Origin of the sequence: Comamonas sp. 26 (assembly GCF_002754475.1) — a bacterium.
Lineage (GTDB): Bacteria > Pseudomonadota > Gammaproteobacteria > Burkholderiales > Burkholderiaceae_C > Comamonas.
On sequence record NZ_PEFL01000001.1, the window covers coordinates 2,567,097 to 2,588,098 of the forward strand.

Below are 21,002 nucleotides of genomic sequence, written 5' to 3' on the forward strand. Positions count from 1 at the left end.
ATGTGATCTGGGCAGAGATTACAAAAGGCTCGGTAAACCCAATTCAGGCACTGCCCAACTGCAAGCAGAGAATGGTCTGCTTGACATGCTCCTGCAAGTCATCCAGACCTCGCCAGCCAAAATATTGTTGCTTCGTATGGTCCCAGTATCCTTTCAGCTCAACTTGGTCATTCGTAGGTACATATTTGGCACTGTTAAATGCACAGGCTTGTGCCAGCATGACTGCCAAAGTCTGTAGATGGCTAGAACGAAAGCGATCTGACTTGATGTCCGGCATACCAGAGACGCCTAACAGGCCTGCGATTACATCTGCATCTGCACGATTGCTCAGTATTGAATCCGAAATGTTAGGGTGAAAGCAAAACACAAAAACGCCAAAAATCCGCAGTTGCTGATAGCCCCATGTAACGTTGCTTGCCAAGCCTTTGCTGAGCTGATGATAAATCTCCAAATATCGTAAAAATGTCTCCACTTCGCGCAAAGATAAAGCTCTGTGCCGAATAAGTTCTTTAGCGAACTCAGAAACACCATTTCTTTGCTCAGTTAAATCAGTCTGATTCAACGATTCACTAATCCCCAAAAGTCTCGTGAAATGTTCGACTGATACAGGCACCCCATCAGACACATATCCTTGACGGCCCAGCACAAAATCCGGCAAGCGGAAACTAAATTTCAAGAATTTGTCAAGGTAGCGTTGTGCATCGACTTGGTGACCATATCGGTGATTGATGGCCGCTTTAAGCTGACGTGTGTTAGTCACCAATACGAATTGCAGACCTTCGACGTTGAAGGTGTGCTTGATCACTTCCAGCATTTGCACCGCAAAATCGGGGCGACAGCGGTCAAGCTCATCGATGAAGATGACGATGGGGGCATCCTTCGCGATGCTTTCCAACGTAGCCTGCAGTGCCTGCAGATTTTTTTGAGCCTCCTCATGATCTTTCAGCAACGCCTTGACTGAGGCGTCCACTACTTGCTTGGAAGCTTCTTGGAGACTTTCCTCTAACCCATCTGCCAAGTCACCTGTATTTTGCTTGAGGACATGGGACAGAACTGCTTTGCCAACAGTGGCCACGGCAAAGCGCGCCACTGGCATCGCCTTTCTCCGCAGTGCGTTCTTCTGGTCACCCTCTGGCAAAAGGCTCAATACCCCAGATAACACTGTCAGCAGTGGATTGTCGGCATGGTCTGCTTGGAATGCATCCACGTACAACAAGCGATGGTGATCATGCTCAGCCCGAAACTTGTTGAGGAGCTTGTGGCAGAACTCGGTCTTGCCTGTTCCCCAGTCGCCATCGATGACCATGGGAGAGACGTCAATGGGAGCTGTCAGGAGCTGAATGACTTTTTCGGCAACCTGCACGCGCCGAAACTCATCGCGACCATTCGCGCCGTTGAAGGTCAAAGTGGTGAGATCTGGATGATTCATCTGAGATTTCTTCTTGAAGTTATTGCACAAGCCGCCTTTGATCAAAGGCAATCTGGAATTGGTGGTCAGGCGAGCAGCATTTACTGATGCCGAACTGCTGCCATGGCGCAATTCGCGAACTGCGTTTTCGTCGTTCGCGAATTCAGGCCTTGTGGTGCGGCGCATGCGCCAAAGCTATCCGGTTTCTGCCTGCATTCTTGGCTTGGTATAAGGCCATGTCGGTGCGTTGCAGCAGATCAGCTGGAGTTTCGCCCTGCTGCCAGCAGCCGACGCCCAAGGAGAGAGTGACGCTGCCGACTTGCGCATGCTCGTGGCCGGCGATGGTTTTGCGAATGCGTTCTGCCAAATTGCGCAGGGACTGCTCTCTCGAACTGGGCACGATGATCAGAAATTCCTCGCCGCCCCAGCGCACTATGTGCTCTGTGCTTCGCACCGAGCGACGCAGCAGGCGCGCCACTTGTACCAGCACCTGGTCGCCAACAGCATGTCCAAACTGATCATTGACCTGCTTGAACAGATCAATGTCGCACAAGATCAAGCCGTAAGGAGTGCTATTGCGCTCGGCGAGGCTTTGGCAGCTTTCCAGCTCATACCGGCCTGCACTGCGATTAAGCAGTCCTGTCAGCTCATCACGATAGGCCTGTACGCGCAATTCCTGCTCACGCTGGACCAGATTGCTGATGTCTTTGGAGAAGCTTACATGGTGGGTGATGTGCTGCCGGGCATCACGCAATGCTGAAATGCTGTGCTCTGCATGATAGATCTCTCCATCTTTGCGTTTGTTGATGAAAGTGCGGCTAAAGCTGTCTCCACGCTGCAGCTTCTCACGCAGTTCCGAATAAAACTCTGGGGTGTGAGAGCCTGAACGCAGCATTCTTGGCGTGCGCCCCAGCACTTCTGCTGCGCGGTAGCCGGTTTGCCTTTCAAACGCCCGATTGACAAATACCAGGTGCTCAGTTTGATCGGTGATCATGACGGGTGCATTGGTCGCGTTGAGCGCATGGGCCATCAGATCGCGTTGTTTATCGCTTTCAACCTGTTGAGTGACGTCTTGCTGTACTGACACATAGTGTGTGATGTGCCCATCTGCATCGCGCACCGCCGAAATGTTCCACGAGACGTAATAAGGGGCTCCATCTTTGCGATAGTTGACCGCAAAGCCCTGGAAAAAGCTGCCGTCCATCAGGCATTGGCGCAATCGACTGATGACCTCTGCATCGGTTTCTGGCCCTTGCAATATTCTGGGCGAGCGCCCCAGCAGTTCTTCGTGGCTGTAGCCGGTCATGGCGCTGAAGGCGGCATTGCAGTAGATGATGACCGGGCCACTGCCTGAAAGATCCGCATTGGTAATGACCACCGCATTGAATGCTTGGTCCACGGCCGCTTGCAGCAATTGCGCGCCGGCGACGTTTCGATTATCTGGAGGCGAAGGCGCGTAACAAGTATCCATGGAGTGATTGTCAGGGTTCAGTATTGAGTTTCTGAATCAGCGCCTATTCCAGTCAAGATGGGCGCGGGCAAAGTAGAAGACAAGGAAAGGAGTTCGCCTGAAATGACATACCCACTCAAAGAGCCACGCAAAGAGCAGGATCCCAAACCTGATCCCATAGACCCGCCGACCGATGTGCCGCCAGTTGAGCTACCAGGCGATCCGGTGGAGCAGCCCAACGTCTAGTTGTAAAAAAACCCGCTTCTGCGGGCTGCCGGTAGTTGCATTTTTCGTTTAGTGGCAGTGACGCGTGCCTGTCCGATGGTCGGTATGGCAACCTTGTCTATCTGTTCCACCCGAGTGTGCATAGGCTGCTCCTGTGATCAGAAGTGCCGCAGTGATCAATAGTGCTTTCATGTTTGCCTTTAGGAGGAGTGATATCCCTAAAAGGGATCAAGAGTAGGCCAGCATAAATGTATCTGTTTGTTTTGAAAAGAGATGCATCGGTTTTAGCAACCACTCTTGATTGGGATCAAGGAGCCGTGCTAAGCGGGTACATCCATTTGCTGGAGAGCATCCAAAGTGAGACCATGACCACATCAAAGCACTTCAAGGAGAGCGGCGATGTCTACCCTCATGATGCAGATGGTTGGTCTGTGGATTCTGGCCATGCTGGTGGCGTGGGTGATCAACGAAGTGAGAGATGACTGGGCGTAAACGCCTGATTGAGCATCTCGGGACTGGGGCATGATTGCAGAATGGAATTTCTTCTGCAAATCCTGTTTGCTTGCCCCAAATGCTGGCGCATCTTTGGCGGACTGCTTGCCTCTGTGAGCAGCTCTTTTCTGTTTGCGGGTCTGGCGATGATGCGCCGTGTCGATCGCATTGAAGCCAGAGCAGGCACCTCGATTGCTCAGCATGTCGAGCAAGCGCTGGCATCTGTACCCCTGCCCACTACGGCGCTGGGCTTTGCCTTTGCAGCTTTTTGCGTAGTTTTGGGCCTCGGGCTGGTCAGCCTGAGCAAGCAAGTCGAGAAATTTTGAGACCAAAAAGTCCACATCAAGTGAGCAAGCACAAGGGCATCTCTTTCGGTTCCCCCTGTAGGGTTTGCTGAGCTATTGACTGCTGCTGAAAATCCGCGCATGAAACATCAGCCGGAATCAGTCATTCGCAACACCTCAGGCAAAGACGGCACCCCGCGTAACAAGAAGCGCAGCCCGTCGACGGCTACGCAGGACGAAATTCTGGGCGCAATGCAAGAGCTGTACGCTCTGCATCAGGTGGTGACTCGCGATGCACTGGCGACAGCAACGGGGTACAAGCTCCACATCCTTGATGACCACCTTGGTAAACTCGTTGAACAGGGCCGTGCCAGCCGCGTGCGGGCTGGTGTCTATGTGCCGGTGATTGAATGGGGGGAGCCACGCGCTGTGAGCGTGACTCATTTGCACGGCGGCCTGTCCAAAATCGAAATTGGCGACGAGGTGCTGCAGCTACACCCCGCTGAGCGCCGCATGCTCGCATCGCTGCTGGTGGGTGATGCAGTGCAGTATTCCAATATGCAGGCGGGCCACGACGCCAACCTGCTGGCCAACGAGTTGTATACGGCCCTCAGGATGTTGAGGCGACAAGAGACCAGAGGTGGGCAACGTAACCCTACTGCAGCAACCCAGCTCCCATCGATGAGCGCGGCAGCTGTTCACCTGGCAGAGCAATTTGCCGAACAAGGCCACGGCACCGCGTAACCCCGCTAGGGTTTCCACTTTTAGTTGCCAACGTGAAAACTTGCAGGTATGGCAACCGGCAAGCACGAAACCAACTTCACACCTGACAAGGCCTCTCCTGATTGGGAGGCTATCAAGCGCGCGTACTGCGGCACCTTGGATTCGGCGCGCCAGATTGCGCGCGCCCACGGCGTCTCACACACAGCGATTGCAAAAAGAGCTGCAGCAGAGGAATGGCAACGCCCTGAAAAGGCACCATCCCTGGCTACTGCTACGGGCTCAAAGCCATCGCCTGCCAAGAAGCAAGGACCAGCGCCCGCTCAGCCAGCCCTGATCACTCCAGCCGAAGGCGCGGCCACCATTCCCAGCATTCACCAGGATCAACCAACTGGTCTCTTGCATACGGCGCAGCTGGTATTGGACGGAACGCTCGGACTGGCGGGTCTTCTCGGCCAGAGCCTTGATGCTGGGGAACACACGGGCGCCGTCATCACTGGCATGGTCGGCCAGCGCCAGCGCAAGCAGCATCTCTCCGCCGCCATTGGGGTAACGCTCAAACACAGCGGTCATCACCTTGATGCTCATGCGGCCTCCCCGGAAAAAAAGGACAACGCCTTGCAAAGGTCTATGCTGAATGTCTGGACATACACCAAACCAAAGGGGGTCGATATGGACCACCATTCATTACCGGCATCAGTCGTAAGCGTCATCTGGTTTCGCGAAGCTGAATTCGACGCAATGAAGCTCTTGATGACCGACGGGAAGACAGCATTCACGTCATATGCCGATTGGTTGAAATCGGCTCGCCTGGGAGAGCAACACCAACGTCGAGCTGGGCATAGGTTGATACGCGCCACCATCCACCCAAAAGAGTTCAAGAGTTGGTGCAAGTCTCGCCACTTAAACTTCGACGCAAGCTCTCGAAAAATGTTCGCCAACTGGTATGCACAAGAAGAACTCTTGAACACAGGCACATAACGCAGCTCACGACCGGGCACCTCGTCATCGCTGACTTTTGTCAACACCGCCTGCTGCGATGTGCTCATGTTCTGTAGGGACCAGCAGGTTTGTATGGTGATTGCGCTCATCGTTCAGACCTCGCGATTCCAGCGGGCTTGCCTGCGGCGTTCACGGCACGGGCAGCCTGGCGCAGCTTGCGCAGCACCTCTTCAGCCTCGGCAATCTCGCGCTCGATCTGAGCCAGCTCGTTATCCGAAATCACTCCGTCCTGCATGGCTTCAATCACGGCCGTGGTGATGTGGGAGGTTTCCACCACCAGCTTGGAAACCTTAGCCACCGGGCTTGGCGCTTCGCCAGCAGGCTCAGTCACCAGCTCAAAGCGACCACCGCACTCCTGGGCAACCAGCGCGGCGTAGTCATGGCAATGCGCCATGCCGACTTCGCAAGTCAAGCGAGCAATGACCAAGGCATCAACAGCACCCAGCTTGTGGGAGGCCGCACCGGATAGCTCCTTGCGCAACACTTCGCCAGTCTTGCCAATACGGATGGCAACCACTTCGCGGCCACCGGGAAAGTTATCTACGCTGCGGCGCAGGGCATCAAGAATGCTCATGTCCGGATCTCCGAAAAAAGGACGTTGCGGGCTGGGCCGCTCGAAAAGACACTGCCTGCATGCAAACAAAAACAGGCCAGACGAGAGGAAAAGGTGCCCGCCGCACCCTGGGCTATGCTGGAAGCTCCTACACAACCAGCCTCTGGGAGGGCGGACAAGAAAATGGACTGGACAGCTATTGGAGGCATTACTGCGTCAATCTCCGCAGCTCGAGACATTGCCAAGGGATTGAGCGCAACCCGCGACGCCAACCTCATCAACGAAAAAACCTCCGCCCTTTTGGAGCAATTGCTCAAGGCTCAGGAGGGTCTTCTTGCTCACAACACCGCTCTTTTGCAGCTCCAGGACGAGTACTTCAAAGCCAGCGAGAAACTGCGAAAACTGGAAGAAGCCGCTCGCGAACGTGGTCGCTACTCGCTTGTCGAACTCGCCAGCAGGCATTTCGCGTATCGAGTGAATATCAGTCATATCGGTTTGCCGATTCTTTATAAAGCGGTTTGCCAATATCGGAATTCCGTATGCTCACAAACATGAACACCGACTTTGGAAAACGTCTCAAGGAGGCTAGGAAGCACGCTGGCTTGACTCAGCAACAACTGGCAAGGAAAGTTGGCATCGGGCAGTCAACCATTGCTGAGCTTGAGCGCTCTGGACTTGGCTCCAGTCACGTCACCGCCATCGCAGTCGCCTGTGGCGTTTCCCCGTTCTGGCTTGCAGACGGTAAGGGTTCCATGCTCTCGGAGGCAAATACATCACCAGGACCGGAAATGAAAGGCATGTATCCACTCCTTTCAGAAGTTCAGGCGGGAAGATGGACTGAGCTGTGCACAGGATTCCAGTCGTCTGACGCTCAAGACTGGCGCCCATCCACCAAGAATCTTGGCCCTTGCGGATTCATGCTGCGAGTTCGAGGCAGGTCGATGGAGAACCCTGGAGGCTCCCCGAGCTTTACCGAAGGAATGATTCTTCACATCAATCCAGACATTGACCCTCTACCTGGTCACTTCGTCGTTGTCCGTCGCAGCGCTACTGACGAGACGACGTTCAAGCGCTACCTCCTTATTGAAGGGGCACCCTATCTGGAAGCCATCAACCCAGATTGGCCCAAGGACGAAAAGTATTTAAAGCTCATGCCAGGTGATGCGTGGTGCGGAGTTGTCGTTGATGCGTCTCTTGGCGGTCTAATTTAATTCTTAGCTCTCGCTATCCAACATTTCAAGCATGACTCCTTACGACAAGCAATTCATCGAGCAGCGCCTTGCCGACGTGGCAGAAGACATCAATGCACTCATAGCAATATGCGGCGGCCGTCAAAAGTTCTCGCCCGGGGACAAGGAGCAGGTTCGCTACGGCTACGAAAACCTCAAATCGAAGCTGAGAGGACTTGCAATCCATGCTTTCGGAACGGAGGAGGGTCGCAACTTCTGCGATCGCGCTGGCGGAGATGTGCTTTCCGCACTGACAGCCAAAGTAAGTGACTCACCAGAAGAAATCACGCGCTGTCTGCACAATTCCCTAGACGAGGTGTCCTATCGACTGGATCGACTGTCAAAGTACGCCGTGGCCGATTGACGAGGCGCATCCTGTGGATTGCGCTCAAATAGTAGCGACTCGAGCGCAATTGCGTTCTGCATTCCTGTGGCAGCGAAGTGCTTCAGTGACTCTAGGCGACGATCTGCCGACACCTCAGCGTCAACGCGATGCAAGACCCAGATTATTGCGTCTAAGCGGCCCAGCACTTCTTCCAATTTATTCTTTACAGCCCAGCGCTCATGTTCAGTCTCAGGGCCGACCCATACGCAACATTGAGTAGAAGGCAGCAACGCCTTATTGCTCGCAGCAAGCCCGCCATCAGCGGGCTTTTTTTCGTCTGTGTGGTGTGTGGTCATGAAGAAATTATTGCACAGCCGATTAATATTATCGGAAAACCGCTTGACTCAATTTATCGGAATGCCGATACTTCACCCATCGCAGCAACAAACCGCTGCGGTGGGTGCCAAGTGATCGAGCCGCGCGCCACGGGTCTTTAAAAATCAGCTGGTGTGATTGAGGGAGGCGGTCTGCATGACTGGATCTGGCCGGCTAGTACCCGGCCTGTCACTGGATTCGTTGCCCGAGAGCTGCATTGCTTACTCAGACGGAGCGCGTCCTTACATAGCGGTGAAGGTAGCCCAGACCCCTCCTCCAATCACATCAGCCTATATAGAAGCAAGAGCCGGAGAAATCCGGCGCGCAGTGCAGCGTCTCCAGCCCCCAAAGCGGGTACACGGAGCAAGGTCGGCAGACCGAGGAAAACTGGGATTTCCGAGAGCAGAAAAGCCCTCTGCGCAAGCAGCGCTAGCCCCTAAGCGACATCAGGGGCACAAACCAGAGCCTTGTGCGTATGGTTGCGGTTTGGTCTTAGTCATAAATTAGGAACTACACTTACGCCCCCATTTGTTTGGGAATGCAGAATCTTGTTAGCTTGTTGCCATAGACGAGCGGGGAGCTTATAACCATGACGTCTTCACTACCATCGCTGGCTGAGCTTATGAGTTTTGATTTGGATAATTTTGAAAAGAACTGTCACGAGGACGGCGGCCGTCATTGGTTAGCCCACCAGTTCATGTCTGAACTTGGATACGACTCGTGGCCAGCCTTCCAAGGCGTATTGCTCAAAGCCCAAGCGACGTGCGCTCGACTAGAGTTAAGCCCGTCCGAGGCCTTTATTCCATCGACCATCATTGAAGACGGTCAACAAGTTAAAACATACAAACTGACCCGTTTTGCTTGCCTGCTGACAACGCTACATGCGGACGAGCGTAAGCCTCCAGTTGCCGCAGCCAAAGTGGCGCTTGCTGGATTGGTTGATCAAGTAATTGCAGCTCAGATCAGTCAGCAGAATGTTGGCCGAATTGAAGCGCGTGAAGATTTGAAGGCGGCGGAGCTTGGAATGAGTGCTGCCGCAAAGTTTGCCGGGGTTCAAAACGGGGACTACGGACTCTTAAGGGATGCAGGTATTCGCGGTATGTACAACCGCAGCCTAAGAGATCTAAAGGCATTGCGCGGCTTGAGCGACAAAGATACGCCCTACGACCATATGGGGCTTACTGAGCTTGCCGGTAACCTTTTCCGGGTAACGCAAACATCCGAAAAGCTGCGAACACAACCAAATGTTGGCCTACCAACAGCAAAAAATACAGCTCAGACAGTTGGCGCAGACGTGCGAAGAATAATGATAAATAACAGTGGCATCGCCCCAGAGGCGTTGCCACCAGCCGAGGATATTCGAAACGTTAAACGCGGACTGAAGCAAACCGCAAAGGCCATGGGCAAGCTCGACAAACCCACCAAGAAAAAGTAGCTGCAGCTCAAACACGCCCGGCCCAGTAAGGGTCTTCCTTTTCCTGCCACCCCTTGAGGTGGCTTTTTTGCGCCTGGAGATCCTGAAATGTGAGTGAGTTGCCTGCATGCGGCATGCATGTGCCTTCCCCCCGCAGGGCTTTAGCGGGGCCAAAACAAAAGCGTCTTCAGTCGAGGGCGCTTTTGTTTTTTACAAGGAGCCAAAGCATGGGACTCGATATTTCCGCCTTCAAACAGCTGACCAAGATTGATTGTGTCTTTGATGCTGAGGGCGAACCCATCCACCCTGAAACGCGCGAAGCGCTGGATTACGACTTCCGTGCACATGTAAACCCAGACTTCCCTGGTCGTAACGGATCGATAGAGAACCTCGCAATCTACCGCGCTGGCGACAGCTTCGGCTTTCGCGCCGGTGGATATGGTGGCTACAACGCATGGCGGAACGAACTTGCGAAGCTGGCTGCGTACCCTGCGAAGCCATTTGACCGCTACAAAACGGGTGATGTTCAGCAGAGGCATGACCAGGGCGCATGGGAGGCTGACTCTGGTCCATTCTGGGAGCTGATCAACTTCAGCGATTGTGAGGGCGTGATCGGCGCTGAGGTTGCCGCCAAGTTAGCCAAGGACTTCGCGGATCACCAAGAAAAAGCTGATGCACATACCGATCTGCGCTTTCTCGAAAGCTACAACGAGTGGCGCAAGGCTTTCGAGATGGCGGCTGATAACGGTGCCGTCGACTTCCACTAACAAATCAAGAAACTCCCTGGCGCGGCTGCCAGGGCCATCCGGCGTGACCACTCTAGCGAGGTCGTTTGATCTTTGGAATTAGCCAGAGCAAGCGGCGATTCATGGACTTCGGCGCGGCCTCCGCGTCGTTGGCGAAAGTGGTCACACCAGATGGCGCAGCACCTTTTATTAACCTAAGTGCGCATTTTTTCTGCTTGACCCTCATCGGGCAGAAATAAGCTGCGCCATCTACCCTTACTTCCACTCACTTCGCAGTGAGTTCGCCAGCCTCGCGCTGGCTTTTTTCTCAGGTGAAGCAGTTAGTACCGCGAATTCCATCGGTCATCGGAGCGCCGATCTGGCTGGCCTCGATTGTTATCCCTGCGGTCTTGGTTGTTGTCATACCGGCCGCCGCGATCATTGTCGTAGCGACCACCGTGGTCATGTCCTCGATCTCCATATGGAGGAACCACACATCCACAAAGTGATGCAACGATGGCGGCAACTGCCGCGAGAGCAAATAGCTTTTTCATAGCAACCCCTTGTTAGTGGTTGCACCCAGTCTATGCCCACCGGGTCCAGAAGGGACGATTATTTTTGGAGGTTTGTCATGAATGCACAAGTTCCGCTATACAAGCGGTCGACGGACAACCCTATTGCGGATGCGTAAATCTGAGAAGATGATTGCGACCGCGCCGATGAACTGCAACAAGAGGCCGAGCGCCAAGCGCCTCTAATCATCCAGCCCAAGCTTCAGGCCATCAGCAAGCTTGGAGGCTGGTCAGCAAGGCACTGCCGGGATAGGCAACTAAACGCCGTACAGCGCCCTTGGTGCAGAGGATGACGATTCTCTAAGCGCCTTTTTCGAGCTGGTGACCTGCCCTTAGGCTCGGAAGCTGCAGCAATACATGACTGTTTGGCTTGCCAAGCAGCCGCCGCTAGTTATTTATCTTGATTTCCTGAGGGATCTTCAATGACACCTATCGCCGCAATCGCAGCACACCCTGCATGCGCTGAGTTCAAGCTTCTGGAGCTTCAGGCCCAGGTTGACTGCCTCAAGGCGTACATCTACTGCCTCTTCCCCATCCCACTCCCGCCCGAAGCTTTGCGTGCTGCGCTCATGCCAGACTCCGAACACAGTGCCGATGCTATTTGAGGTGTTGATTTCCGCGCAAAATTGCCCCGCTGGAAACGCGGCGGAAATCTCAAACTGACCCAACCTTTTGCCGAGCCAGGGGGCTTCCTCCTCCCTCTATTACTTCCCCAGGCATGCCCCGAAAGGGCATCGACTCTTTATTCAAGCCCGCAGCAAACGCTCGCGGGCTTTTTCTTTGCCCACAGGAGATTCCATGCACTCACCACCCACGACCACCCCTGCACCCAAGCTGCTGCTCGCAGCGCAATGGGCGCTCACTGGATTCGGCCTCTTCTGCCTGGTCGGCGCGGCCGTGATCATCGCGACCACCCCTGAAGCTTGGCCGCTCTGAGCATCAATCAATTTCTATAGCTACTCACGCTTTATTCATAAGCGTTAGAGGCAAATTTATGCACTTTAAAGACGCTTATGAATTGGTGAAGGTCTTCGGGCCGCGCGCAACCGCAAGCACCCTGAGCAGAGCAACCGGAATTTCTGCTCGCACCTTGAACCGCTTGGCGACAGAGAGCGGCATCACCCTGCGCACATCCATAGAACCCATCACAGGAATTGAGCACCTGCCAGGCCTGCCTAACTTCACCGAAAGCCGTGCATGGCGCGGCGGGACTGTCCACCGCATTGATTTATCCAAGGCCGGAGACAGCCCCGGCTATCGCTCCCTGCTCATTCACCAATCTGGCGTGCAAGGCCATGAAGATGAGGACGACAACGATGACTAAAGCCCTTTACGCAATCGCTCTGGCGATCCTCTCTGTGACGCTGCTCCTGATGTGGTGCACCAGCACAGCTAATGCAGACACCGAGCCCGATGGACCGAATGCACCGCTTGGCGCGATCCGCATGGCCGCCCGCGATGCCTTTGTCTGCCCCGGCATGCATGCCGAGTGGCTGGATGATCACACCATCCAATGCCTACGCGAAAAGCCCTGAGTCGCTACCAGCCAAGCACCTCATCGACACCCTGCTGCAGGAGCTGTAGCGCTACAGCCACCAACACAGCGCGTGCTACCTGCTATCGAAGGAAATAAAATAAGCAGATGCCAACTCAACGAGCCATGCAATTGCAGTTATTTTCTGTGCAGCCTCAATGCTGTAAGTGTTGGTTCTAAAGCGGTTTTTGTTTCAAAAAGAGAGTATCGTGAAGTAAGCAGTCATTTCTGAGTGCTTATTGGATCGGAGGCTTGTATGAAAGCCACAGTTAACAAGAATTTCAATGCCCGCACTCGCAAAGCCGGGCATCCAGACGTCGATAGCCATTCAGTCTCTCATGATGACTACTCCCATACGCCTGATCACCCTATCCAAAAGGGCCGCTTTATTTTGAGTGATCTTGTTACAAATAATATCCCATCACCTAAAGCCTCTCAAGTAGGGATGAAAATCGTGGGGAAGAAATTTCTGAGCGAATAAGCGGAAGGAAATTTGTATGTTTTCAATACCACTATCCAGGGCCCACAATCTTTGGTCGAATCTGATGCATACGCTATTCCCTTGGGCGATAGCTTTTCCAAGCCTTCCAGAAGAGGAAGAAACGAATGTTAAATTGGATGAGGTCGTGGTAGAGAAAGACCATCAAATTAATTGTGATGCGCAAGATAATTAGATCATTTCGTCTCACAAGCGATAAATAAGCCACCTACGGGTGGCTTTAAAACGTAAAAGGCGTACTATGGAAAGCAGAGATTTCAACAATCCCCTTGCTAAATTAGAGGTTTATATGTTACCCGTATCGAAAAAACAATCATCCGATAAAAATCCTGATTCCAAAGAAATTGATAGCACTACAGTGCCTACTGGCGACTTCGTTTATTGCCCAGAAATATACGAAGCCAGATGCCCTAAAAGTGATCATAAAGAGCCGCAAGTGCGCATCAAGAAATCTCGCCTAGCGCTACGTAGCAAAGCGACTGAAGAAGACTACCGAGCCCGTTCGTCTGTCACTCTCCACCTTTAAGCTCGGCCTGCAGATCCTTGCTTCTCCTGTTACGTCAATTTCTTGCTCACATAGCAGCTCTATTCAAGCACCCGAACAACGAATGCTGCATGTCTTCAAAAGTTCTTCCAAGATAGTTTTTCACCTGACTGCATAGCTTTATTTCAGATCATTTCTGAAAATTAACTGTTCCGATAAAAACCATATTTATAAAATTTCACGATAACACTTTGTTTAAATCACTCACATAGTGATAGCAAACAAAGCTTTCTCAGGCTAGTTAAAAGCAGGTCAGCTCCAATTCGATACAGCTCCAACTAACGTAATTTTTTGTGTGAAAAAGGTTTTAATTTTTAATCAGGCGTATTCTTCAACCATGGGAGTCAATTACGACAGCCCTAAAAAATCGGAGGTCTTTATGTCCTTCATTAATAGAAATACGATTTTTTTCAAGGTACGTAGACCACATCTTTTTGATATAGACAACTACCTTATTACAGACAAATATTTCACTTCACCGTCAAATGACGATCCAATGAGTGAATCACCAGAATTTGATAAATTATCTATAGGTACCGTAAAAAGATCACAAATTCCAAAAAAAATAATAAAACCTTCAAACGAGTAGTTAATTAAGGAACCAACTAAATACAGGAGGCCTCATGTCTTACATAAACTCTCAATGTCAAGGTTTTTGGTGCTCAATTAAGAAAACTTTTTACGGTATCAACAATAGAGACATCCTTCCAAAGAATCAGGAAAAGAAAACTCCCACAGACGAAGAAAAAAAAGATCAGAAGCTTGAAAAGCCAATCTTGATCCAAAAACAACGGGAGCTTCACAGCAACGTCACTTAAAAGTGATGTTGCATCAACGGTGCTAACAGACGGTCTGTCGTGAGCACTACCACCAGGACATCGCTCCACAAAGAATACCCACACCGTGGCTCCTTTCAAAGTGACACCTGGATCCATAGCAGGTCTTTCCGATTTGCTCTCAACCTCAAGGAGTATTCACCATGACTCAGCAAACCAATCCACAAAGCACAGCAACCCAACAAGGCCAATCCCCAGCAGATCAACACCAAAAAGACAAGCAAGCACAGCAGCAAGCCCCAAACCAGCAACAGCCTGGCCAGACTCCTGTGCAAGAACAGAAAAAGCCTGCACAGCAGGGGTGACAACTGTTTCTCTGCTCTCAACAGAGCCTGAGACAACCAAAACGATCAACGTGCTTCGTTCTTGGAACCTCTACTGGCCCATGCAAATGGGGCAGCAGCTAAAAAATCCAAATCTCAGTCAGCAGCAATGCAAATGCAATAAGCGCCAACCAGGCTCACAACCCTTGACGCAAATTAATGAGCAAATGCACTGACCCATGACTATCAATTAGAAGACCCGCATCACGCGGGTTTTCTATTTTGAAAGACCACAGCACTTGCCTGCATCTGCTGCAGCACCGCAGCCGCCTGCTGCGCGCCATGCAGAACGAAGCAGCGAGCACCGCAGCCCCTTCGACTTCTACACAAAACTACTTCCAAGCCGATCTGCAGCAAGCGCAGCGCGCTATGAAATTTGTAAAGAGAAACCGCTATGCGCACCCGTTCCATAGTGATTTTCGGGCCTCAGGTCTGCGGCATTCGAGGCTGCATGTTTGCTTAGGTCAACGAAAATTCAACTTGTATTTATGTAGATGTGGATTTAATACATTCACTTTGGCAACCGAAATAGGCGTCAACCAGCTGGAAAACAGCAACGGGCAACACTTTGAGGAATAACAAAATCGAAGCAGAAGACGCTTTTATTTCGTTCAAATTGATAGCGCACTGTAGCCGACCGTCACACTTCATATCTGAACGCTCGAGCTTTGACTACAGCTCATGAAATTTACGTCGCTTACTCTGTACTCTCCCTTGTTCAATAAGGATTTCTTATGAGAGTTCAAAAAGCAAGTGCTGCAGAGCCTCCAAGTGATATAAGCCGAATACTTGATGATTTGCGGGACGTTCTGGTCTCAAATGGGCATGATGCAGATCCAGCAACATCATTGCTTTTCAGCAAGGCTGCATCCACCTTGGAAAAGGTGAAGGCAGCTTCTGCCAACGCCATTGGTCAATCAAAAGCCCTAGCTCTGGCGACCGACTCCTATGTTCATGCGTCTCCTTGGCGGGTAGTCGGCGGAGCTTTGGCTGCAGGTACGCTACTCGGATTTGTACTCAGTAGAGGTAAAGCCGATTCAGCCGCAAAAAAATAGGCGCTTTCTACTCACCCAGCAATCCAAAGGATTGGCATTCAAAGCTGGATGTTCAGTTCCAGGAGGCAGGTTAAAACCTACAGATTGTTGGTATTTACTATGTAAATGTTTGCGTTAAACCGGTTTTCCCTATGAGATTGGCGTAACGTAGGGACAAGGCAATTGGTCAAGTAACCTGCCTGTATAGATCCGAAACCTACAGCGCTCAAATCGATTGAGTGGCATGAATTTTCCAGATTTCAGGTGCAGCCGGAAATCGCGCGAAATAAAAGATAGGCAAAAACGTGGCGCAGTCAACTGACCATTTAAGCGAGCTTTCTGCCTTTTGTGCTTGCTTAGGCTTAGCCCCTTTTCTGAACTGCTTTCTTTTCCACTGAAGCAAAGCCGCTCCTTGAGGATTGTAAAACGAACAAGACCGGAGATTTAATGCAACGTAAAGATCAAGCAATCACTATTGCGCCAGCGCCACAGGCGCTTCAACCAGATATCAACAGTCACTCGATTTCTCACGATGACCATGCACGGACGCCGAATATGACTATGAAAAATAGCGATGTGGACATCAACAATCCGGATGCAAGGTCAACGCAATCCTCCAATGTCATGCAGCTGGAGGCAGAGCATGGTTGGGATGTATATCCAGATCGGATGACGTAAGGAGTTTTTATGTATGAACTTTCTCTACGCAAAGTTCACGGCTTCTGGGAAAACCTCAAATACATATTTTTCCCTTGGGTAAAAGTAGTTCCATTAACACCTGAGATGAATAAGGAACTACCCAAAAAGGAGAGAAAATATGAGCCAAGTGAGTCCTATAGGTCAAGACGGCCTTTGAACAACGTAATGACCACACTTGCTGTTATTGGCGTTGTAGCCGCTGCGTACTTTGCTCACCGGTACGGCGTATTCTGACAAAGATCCAAGCTCCTATTTCCAGGAAGAACGGCTTGGAAGAAGACCGTTCTCACCTGAAACCTAGACTAGCCCGCCACTGAGCGGGCTTTTTGCTTTCTGGATCCCCACGCTCAATAACATGCTCATTTACCAACTGGCCATGTACCGGCAAGGCGATCTACAGGTGCAGGAGGATGTTCGAAAACCGACTGTCTTTGCCGAGTGCGACGCCACACAGAAGCGCTCAGAGGTTGCCCATCCTCGCGACAGCTTAGCAATCAAAGCCAGGAAGCTAGCATCACTTCAATATTCGACCGCATCTTTGCAAGCGTCGCTTTGAAGCGCTTGCCCTCCTCAGCCAGTTTCTCGTAATCAGCGTCTTGCTTGCTCTTGAGGGCCGCGAGATACAGCTCTAACTTTTCGCGCTGCCTCACTACCTGATCCAATAGCCTCTCAGCTTCTGCTTGATCAGCAGCGTTCGCACTCATTTTCTGCACACGCTTCATCAGCACATCGATATGAACCAATTCCGCTTCAGACTCGCGAATGTGTCTTTCAGCCATCTGCTCTATCGTTTCCATCACGGCCTCCTTGCAGTCAGCACACTGCCTTGCGAATCTGGTTAATCAGTATGAGAAGCCCGTCTCCTTGAGAAAAGAGCAGGTCAACACTGCCGTTCATAACGGTACAGCAACTAGCCTACCGGTGCAAAGAGATCCGTTGCCAGACACTATGTCTCTAAGTGCCATCACAGGCGCAAAAGCACACGCACAAAGCGTCTCTATACCCCCTCACCTCACTTCCATACCTAAACGGCCCGCCACTGAGCGGGCTTTTTGCTTTCTGGAGCCATGAAACCTGCGTACTACAACGAAATCGACCAGTTCGCGGCCCAGATGCTGCGCAATCTCATCGTCGCCGGACACATAGCGCCTGGCCATTTAGGCTGTTTCGTAGTGATTGCCTCAATCCGAATTTGCTCCCAACGCCAAAGTCAAAACCCACTCTTCGGAGCACTCTCCAAAAGTGGGTGCGCGCCATTCCTCGATCTCGTCATCCCACACCTTCGCCAAGTCAACGACCTTCAACTCCCTGAAGATGACCAGAGCCTGCTCGGCCTGGTCTCGGAAGATAGGCAGCGGAATGATGGACTTCCGCTGAACCAACCGAGCCTCCCAGTCGGTACATGCAGTTGTCCAATCCATATCTAAACTTTCTTACCGTTTGCGGCCGCCAATTTCGGCGGAGCAGCCGGTGAAAACCGGCTGGCGATCTTCTTGGCTGCTGCAGCCTTCTCTTCCTTCTTGCCTGACTCACCCTTTTTTGGGCGGCAGTACGGCGCCGCCAGCGTGGCAGCCTGAATCCGGCGACCGCGTTCCTCAGTGTGATCGCGCATCACCTCAAGTAAGTAATCCAGCGGCATGAGGTAGCTGAGATCTGGCGGCGACTCTGGTTCAGCAGGCGGCTGTTTGCCGAATGGCCACTTGGGATCATCCTTGTATCCGTTTGCGTCAACCTGTGGAGGCGCAGCTTTTGGTGCACTTGACTTCACCTCTTCAGGCTGCTTTTTTGGACGGCCAGCCCCGGGCCACGCGCCACCTCTAGGCATAAGCGGCTCCTTTGAATTCTTTGATTTCTTTGAATTCCACCCCAGAATTTATTCATACAGGGGGAAATTTTCTGCGCGTGCGGAACAGAGCGGTCTAGAGGCAGGAGGGCTCCAAGGTTTTGATCCCCCCTCCCCTTTGCCACTGCCCTCAATTGCCGTCGGACGGGCTCAGGCTGCTCCATTGGAATAGCTCCAAGCCTTTGAGCTCTATAGCTCTATCATTCTCCCAACGCAACCAAGGAGCGCACATGCAATACGCGATCTTCGATACTGGCCCCGGCTTCCTCCAATGGATGGGGGAGGCTGCTGACCCAATGGCAGCGATAAGGGAACTGCATGCTGAGTCCGATGAGTACGACAACGATGAACAAGACCCATCAGAACCATTCATCGTGGTGTATCAACTGACAGACCAAGAAGTGACATCACTTGACGACCTGCTCTCCAAAGGCGAGCATATCTATCAAGACTTTGAAGATGAAGGCCACGAATTCAGCCTGTCCCAAGTGCGCCAGATCGCAGCCTCATAGCCTCGACTCTTCGCGCTGCTTGTCCCTGCTGTGGTGAATCGCACACAAAGGCTTCCAATTGCTGCGCCGCCAGAACAGCGACTGATCGCCACGGTGTGGGATGACGTGGTCAACCACCGTGGCTGCTGTCACACGACCCTCTGCCTCGCACATCACGCACAAGGGGTGGGAGCGCAGGAACCCGGCCCGGGCCTGCTGCCACTTGTAGCCGTAACCGCGCTGGGCAGCCGTCTGGTCACTGGTGCGCTAGCTCCCAGCCTGCATCGTGGGCACGCGCCTGGTGTCGAGCACTGGCAGCGATGACTTCAGGGTTTTGAGCTTGGCCATGGAGTCGACATGCGCTCCGCCATTGCGGGAACGGAAACCCCAAAGTACGAACAAGGGTTAACACCTATTAACCTCTGGTGCGCGAAGATCAGACTGGAATCACTCACAAGAAGCTCCATCCAGAGAGAGATCAAGACTGAAGTCCATTTACACCCTCTACTATCGGTAAGTTTCAGTGAGTGAAGGGCCTACCTAGTAGGCCCTTTCTGTTTTTGTCACTGGCATAGGTGCAGCCACGGGAGTGATCCGTCCCTAATGCAATGTGCGTAATCGTCGGGCATGCTCGATGGCAGCGAACCGGGAATAAAAAAGCCACCAAGGCATAACCAAGGCGGCTCATCGGGAGAGGCGGGATAAGAACGCTACTGCTTTGCGTATTCGAACTTAGGCAAGGCCTTCAACGCATCCTTTGTCGCACCAGGAAGCGTAATTTTCTTGTTTTCAACTTTGAAATTCTTCACTGGGATGGCAACGTCATGCTTACCCAAACCTAAGAATCCTCCTGCACCCACGATCGCATACGAAATTGAGCTATCTGGGGCAACGATGACGTCATCAATCTTGCCAATCGTTTTGCCTTCTTCGTTGTAAACGCTTTTGCCCAACACCGATTTCTTAAGGCTCCAGCCAGTCGCAACTACTTGGACTTCGGTCGCTGTGATGCCGATAGTGGCCGTCCCCGCTACTGGTTGAGCAAATGCAGCACCACTGAAAACTGCTGTCGCCATTGCGCAAGCCAAAATTCCGGATTTACTAATCATGTAGCACCCCTTATTTCTTCTTGACGACGTCGTGAGCAGCCTGTTGAAGATCACCGACCGCCTTCTGAGTTTTACCCGCAACTTGCTTTGCAACGCCTTTGACCTGTTGAGTAGGGCTATCGATGACTTCTCCAACTTTTTGCTGAACTTTGCCAGCAACCTCTTTGACAACACCTTCAACCTGATTCTTGTTCATCACAACTCCTTAAGAATTGAGTCGCAATTGCGACTGAAAAGGAACACTAACCATATTTAGAAACGAGACATTGGAAGCATCAGCTGAAAACCCGGATCAAGGTAGGCCGTCTCTTACAAGCAGCTAACGAAAAGCCCCAGCACTTGAGGCTGGGGCTTTGGAATTGGCGCCAGGGGTTAAGCCATCTTTCAGTGCTACAACCTGACCCAGCGATAAGCATCTTGCCTCTGCAATATGACAGCTAGATGGCAAAAAGCCCCGACCGTTTCCGATCAGGGCTTATTGGTTGCGAGGGCCGGATTTGAACCAACGACCTTCGGGTTATGAGCCCGACGAGCTACCAGACTGCTCCACCTCGCGATATTTCGCGTCGGGGGCCGGCCACCATTCCTAGGCGCCAGCGTCTTTCCCCGACTAGTCTATTGTCGCACACATGAATAAATTCACAGCATGTGCAAAATTACAGTACGCAACCAAGTCGGTCAAGGTCGAAATCAACAAAGCCCTCAGGCGAACCTAGCGGGCTTTTTTGTATTTGGTCACGCCTCTGGCTACCATCAGGCAACCAGGGCGCACGACTCAGTGTCGTGGTAATTAGTCGCGGTTGTGGCACGCTATGTCAAGTGCTGCAAGTACCGTGCGGAATAAATCGACCAGAAGGCCCGCAGTCCATGTACCCGCCCTTCATTCCAATCGCGGTTTGACACTCGTAGGCGGCGGCGCGCTGAGTTCGGATGCTCCTTTTGAGGGATGTAGATCGCGAACAGGACTCGGCGAAACTGCATAGGTACGACTTGCAGCGTCAGCTGTACTTGACGCGCATTCCAGTCGGCAATAAATGGAATGATTGGCTCGTCGTTGCGGCTAGCCACTTGTGGCGAGCGGTACTTCCCCTCGGCGCTGGCGCAGCGCTGTTTGTGATAACGGTCTTGAGCCCAGCGTCCGTACTTCTCCAGCAGCTCATCAGCTAGCCGCAGCTCAGAGGGCACATTCAAATTCAGGTCTCACTTCATCAGCCCCTCTCCTTCTGTAGTCTTACGTTCCAAATGGTTATTTGCGAACGATTCTCAATTGCGTTTATCATTCATCCCATGGTGCAGCAAATTGCTGTTCCAGCTCT

The 21,002-nt window shown here is 52.2% G+C and carries 32 protein-coding genes and 1 tRNA gene; 18 read left to right on the forward strand and 15 right to left on the reverse strand.

Going from position 1 to position 21,002, the window contains the following annotated elements; translation table 11 throughout:
* Positions 1-43: 43 nt before the first annotated feature.
* Both CLU84_RS11740 and CLU84_RS11745 read right to left on the reverse strand, forming a co-directional pair.
* Positions 44-1,594 carry a P-loop NTPase fold protein gene (locus CLU84_RS11740; RefSeq protein WP_233210019.1) on the reverse strand — a complete coding sequence of 517 codons (1,551 nt, stop codon included), beginning with the start codon at positions 1,592-1,594 and terminating at the stop codon, positions 44-46.
* Positions 1,572-2,879: a sensor domain-containing diguanylate cyclase gene (locus CLU84_RS11745; RefSeq protein ID WP_099737326.1), complete on the reverse strand. Its 1,308-nt coding sequence runs from the start codon at positions 2,877-2,879 to the stop codon at positions 1,572-1,574. The genes CLU84_RS11740 and CLU84_RS11745 overlap by 23 nt, the downstream gene beginning before the upstream one ends.
* A 102-nt stretch (positions 2,880-2,981) precedes the next feature.
* On the opposite strand from CLU84_RS11745, the gene CLU84_RS22560 reads away from it, so the two are divergent.
* Entirely contained in the window at positions 2,982-3,104 is a 123-nt protein-coding gene (locus CLU84_RS22560; RefSeq protein WP_255409115.1) for a hypothetical protein, read from the forward strand.
* A gap of 48 nt (positions 3,105-3,152) precedes the next feature.
* Here the strand turns inward: CLU84_RS22560 and CLU84_RS22680 are convergent, their stop codons facing one another.
* Complete coding sequence (locus CLU84_RS22680; protein ID WP_099737327.1) at positions 3,153-3,275, reverse strand: YHYH domain-containing protein; 123 nt, start codon at positions 3,273-3,275, stop codon at positions 3,153-3,155.
* A gap of 341 nt (positions 3,276-3,616) precedes the next feature.
* On the opposite strand from CLU84_RS22680, the gene CLU84_RS11755 reads away from it, so the two are divergent.
* Positions 3,617-3,901, forward strand: coding sequence for a hypothetical protein (locus tag CLU84_RS11755; RefSeq protein ID WP_099737328.1), 285 nt, complete (start codon positions 3,617-3,619; stop codon positions 3,899-3,901).
* Between the two features lie 99 nt (positions 3,902-4,000).
* On the forward strand, positions 4,001-4,603 hold the full coding sequence (locus CLU84_RS11760; protein ID WP_099737329.1) for a hypothetical protein: 603 nt from the start codon (positions 4,001-4,003) through the stop codon (positions 4,601-4,603).
* A 258-nt stretch (positions 4,604-4,861) separates the two neighbouring features.
* Here CLU84_RS11760 and CLU84_RS22685 read toward each other — a convergent pair whose 3' ends face one another.
* Both CLU84_RS22685 and CLU84_RS11775 read right to left on the reverse strand, forming a co-directional pair.
* Entirely contained in the window at positions 4,862-5,263 is a 402-nt protein-coding gene (locus CLU84_RS22685) for a helix-turn-helix domain-containing protein (RefSeq protein ID WP_369826840.1), read from the reverse strand.
* A 403-nt stretch (positions 5,264-5,666) separates the two neighbouring features.
* A complete protein-coding gene (locus CLU84_RS11775; protein WP_099737331.1) occupies positions 5,667-6,155 on the reverse strand; it encodes a phage regulatory CII family protein in 489 nt (162 codons plus the stop codon).
* Positions 6,156-6,317: 162 nt separating this feature from the next.
* Here CLU84_RS11775 and CLU84_RS11780 point away from each other — a divergent pair, with 162 nt between their 5' ends.
* From CLU84_RS11780 to CLU84_RS11800, 5 genes are all read left to right on the forward strand, one after another.
* The gene (locus CLU84_RS11780; RefSeq protein ID WP_199173725.1) at positions 6,318-6,689 is read left to right on the forward strand and encodes a hypothetical protein; all 372 of its coding nucleotides are present in this window, start codon (positions 6,318-6,320) and stop codon (positions 6,687-6,689) included.
* Positions 6,686-7,345, forward strand: a complete 660-nt coding sequence (locus CLU84_RS11785; protein WP_158235194.1) for a LexA family transcriptional regulator — start codon at positions 6,686-6,688, stop codon at positions 7,343-7,345. Before CLU84_RS11780 ends, CLU84_RS11785 begins: the two co-directional genes overlap by 4 nt.
* A gap of 31 nt (positions 7,346-7,376) precedes the next feature.
* Positions 7,377-7,727, forward strand: a complete 351-nt coding sequence (locus CLU84_RS11790; protein WP_099737333.1) for a hypothetical protein — start codon at positions 7,377-7,379, stop codon at positions 7,725-7,727.
* A gap of 925 nt (positions 7,728-8,652) precedes the next feature.
* On the forward strand, positions 8,653-9,498 hold the full coding sequence (locus CLU84_RS11795; protein ID WP_144445448.1) for a damage-inducible protein D: 846 nt from the start codon (positions 8,653-8,655) through the stop codon (positions 9,496-9,498).
* Between the two features lie 206 nt (positions 9,499-9,704).
* Positions 9,705-10,244: a hypothetical protein gene (locus CLU84_RS11800; protein ID WP_099737335.1), complete on the forward strand. Its 540-nt coding sequence runs from the start codon at positions 9,705-9,707 to the stop codon at positions 10,242-10,244.
* Positions 10,245-10,530: 286 nt separating this feature from the next.
* Here CLU84_RS11800 and CLU84_RS11805 read toward each other — a convergent pair whose 3' ends face one another.
* Positions 10,531-10,683 (reverse strand): hypothetical protein, encoded by a 153-nt coding sequence (locus CLU84_RS11805; protein WP_158235196.1) that lies wholly within the window; start codon positions 10,681-10,683, stop codon positions 10,531-10,533.
* A gap of 889 nt (positions 10,684-11,572) precedes the next feature.
* On the opposite strand from CLU84_RS11805, the gene CLU84_RS22225 reads away from it, so the two are divergent.
* The 5 genes from CLU84_RS22225 to CLU84_RS21895 all read left to right on the forward strand — a co-directional run bounded on the left by CLU84_RS22225 (position 11,573) and on the right by CLU84_RS21895 (position 13,333).
* Entirely contained in the window at positions 11,573-11,710 is a 138-nt protein-coding gene (locus tag CLU84_RS22225; protein WP_199173726.1) for a hypothetical protein, read from the forward strand.
* Positions 11,711-11,864: 154 nt separating this feature from the next.
* Positions 11,865-12,098 (forward strand): hypothetical protein, encoded by a 234-nt coding sequence (locus CLU84_RS11815; protein WP_158235198.1) that lies wholly within the window; start codon positions 11,865-11,867, stop codon positions 12,096-12,098.
* Positions 12,091-12,309: a hypothetical protein gene (locus tag CLU84_RS11820; protein ID WP_099737339.1), complete on the forward strand. Its 219-nt coding sequence runs from the start codon at positions 12,091-12,093 to the stop codon at positions 12,307-12,309. The genes CLU84_RS11815 and CLU84_RS11820 overlap by 8 nt, the downstream gene beginning before the upstream one ends.
* A 255-nt stretch (positions 12,310-12,564) precedes the next feature.
* Positions 12,565-12,789, forward strand: a complete 225-nt coding sequence (locus CLU84_RS21890) for a hypothetical protein (protein ID WP_144445449.1) — start codon at positions 12,565-12,567, stop codon at positions 12,787-12,789.
* 259 nt (positions 12,790-13,048) lie between these two features.
* Positions 13,049-13,333, forward strand: a complete 285-nt coding sequence (locus tag CLU84_RS21895) for a hypothetical protein (protein WP_144445450.1) — start codon at positions 13,049-13,051, stop codon at positions 13,331-13,333.
* A gap of 680 nt (positions 13,334-14,013) precedes the next feature.
* Here CLU84_RS21895 and CLU84_RS21900 read toward each other — a convergent pair.
* Together CLU84_RS21900 and CLU84_RS22050 are read right to left on the reverse strand one after the other, a co-directional pair.
* A complete protein-coding gene (locus CLU84_RS21900) occupies positions 14,014-14,286 on the reverse strand; it encodes a hypothetical protein (RefSeq protein WP_144445451.1) in 273 nt (90 codons plus the stop codon).
* Between the two features lie 39 nt (positions 14,287-14,325).
* Positions 14,326-14,541 carry a hypothetical protein gene (locus CLU84_RS22050; protein ID WP_158235200.1) on the reverse strand — a complete coding sequence of 72 codons (216 nt, stop codon included), beginning with the start codon at positions 14,539-14,541 and terminating at the stop codon, positions 14,326-14,328.
* Between the two features lie 191 nt (positions 14,542-14,732).
* Here CLU84_RS22050 and CLU84_RS21910 point away from each other — a divergent pair, with 191 nt between their 5' ends.
* From CLU84_RS21910 to CLU84_RS21915, 3 genes are all read left to right on the forward strand, one after another.
* Positions 14,733-15,089, forward strand: a complete 357-nt coding sequence (locus CLU84_RS21910; RefSeq protein WP_144445453.1) for a hypothetical protein — start codon at positions 14,733-14,735, stop codon at positions 15,087-15,089.
* Positions 15,090-15,244: 155 nt separating this feature from the next.
* Entirely contained in the window at positions 15,245-15,565 is a 321-nt protein-coding gene (locus tag CLU84_RS11835) for a YqjD family protein (RefSeq protein ID WP_099737342.1), read from the forward strand.
* Positions 15,566-15,991: 426 nt separating this feature from the next.
* Entirely contained in the window at positions 15,992-16,222 is a 231-nt protein-coding gene (locus CLU84_RS21915) for a hypothetical protein (RefSeq protein ID WP_144445454.1), read from the forward strand.
* Between the two features lie 515 nt (positions 16,223-16,737).
* Here CLU84_RS21915 and CLU84_RS11845 read toward each other — a convergent pair.
* The 3 genes from CLU84_RS11845 to CLU84_RS22230 all read right to left on the reverse strand — a co-directional run bounded on the left by CLU84_RS11845 (position 16,738) and on the right by CLU84_RS22230 (position 18,011).
* Positions 16,738-17,040: a hypothetical protein gene (locus tag CLU84_RS11845; RefSeq protein WP_099737344.1), complete on the reverse strand. Its 303-nt coding sequence runs from the start codon at positions 17,038-17,040 to the stop codon at positions 16,738-16,740.
* 384 nt (positions 17,041-17,424) lie between these two features.
* A complete protein-coding gene (locus CLU84_RS11850; RefSeq protein ID WP_099737345.1) occupies positions 17,425-17,664 on the reverse strand; it encodes a hypothetical protein in 240 nt (79 codons plus the stop codon).
* Between the two features lie 2 nt (positions 17,665-17,666).
* Positions 17,667-18,011 (reverse strand): terminase small subunit, encoded by a 345-nt coding sequence (locus tag CLU84_RS22230; RefSeq protein WP_199173727.1) that lies wholly within the window; start codon positions 18,009-18,011, stop codon positions 17,667-17,669.
* A 305-nt stretch (positions 18,012-18,316) separates the two neighbouring features.
* On the opposite strand from CLU84_RS22230, the gene CLU84_RS11860 reads away from it, so the two are divergent.
* Together CLU84_RS11860 and CLU84_RS22690 are read left to right on the forward strand one after the other, a co-directional pair.
* Complete coding sequence (locus tag CLU84_RS11860) at positions 18,317-18,598, forward strand: hypothetical protein (RefSeq protein ID WP_099737346.1); 282 nt, start codon at positions 18,317-18,319, stop codon at positions 18,596-18,598.
* A 33-nt stretch (positions 18,599-18,631) separates the two neighbouring features.
* A complete protein-coding gene (locus tag CLU84_RS22690) occupies positions 18,632-18,901 on the forward strand; it encodes a hypothetical protein (RefSeq protein WP_369826841.1) in 270 nt (89 codons plus the stop codon).
* Between the two features lie 386 nt (positions 18,902-19,287).
* Here the strand turns inward: CLU84_RS22690 and CLU84_RS11870 are convergent, their stop codons facing one another.
* From CLU84_RS11870 to CLU84_RS11885, 4 genes are all read right to left on the reverse strand, one after another.
* Positions 19,288-19,686, reverse strand: coding sequence for a PRC-barrel domain-containing protein (locus tag CLU84_RS11870; protein ID WP_099737347.1), 399 nt, complete (start codon positions 19,684-19,686; stop codon positions 19,288-19,290).
* A gap of 10 nt (positions 19,687-19,696) precedes the next feature.
* Positions 19,697-19,882 (reverse strand): CsbD family protein, encoded by a 186-nt coding sequence (locus CLU84_RS11875; RefSeq protein ID WP_099737348.1) that lies wholly within the window; start codon positions 19,880-19,882, stop codon positions 19,697-19,699.
* Positions 19,883-20,165: 283 nt separating this feature from the next.
* Positions 20,166-20,242, reverse strand: a tRNA-Met gene (locus tag CLU84_RS11880).
* A 254-nt stretch (positions 20,243-20,496) separates the two neighbouring features.
* A complete protein-coding gene (locus CLU84_RS11885; protein WP_233210021.1) occupies positions 20,497-20,871 on the reverse strand; it encodes a hypothetical protein in 375 nt (124 codons plus the stop codon).
* Positions 20,872-21,002: the final 131 nt, after the last annotated feature.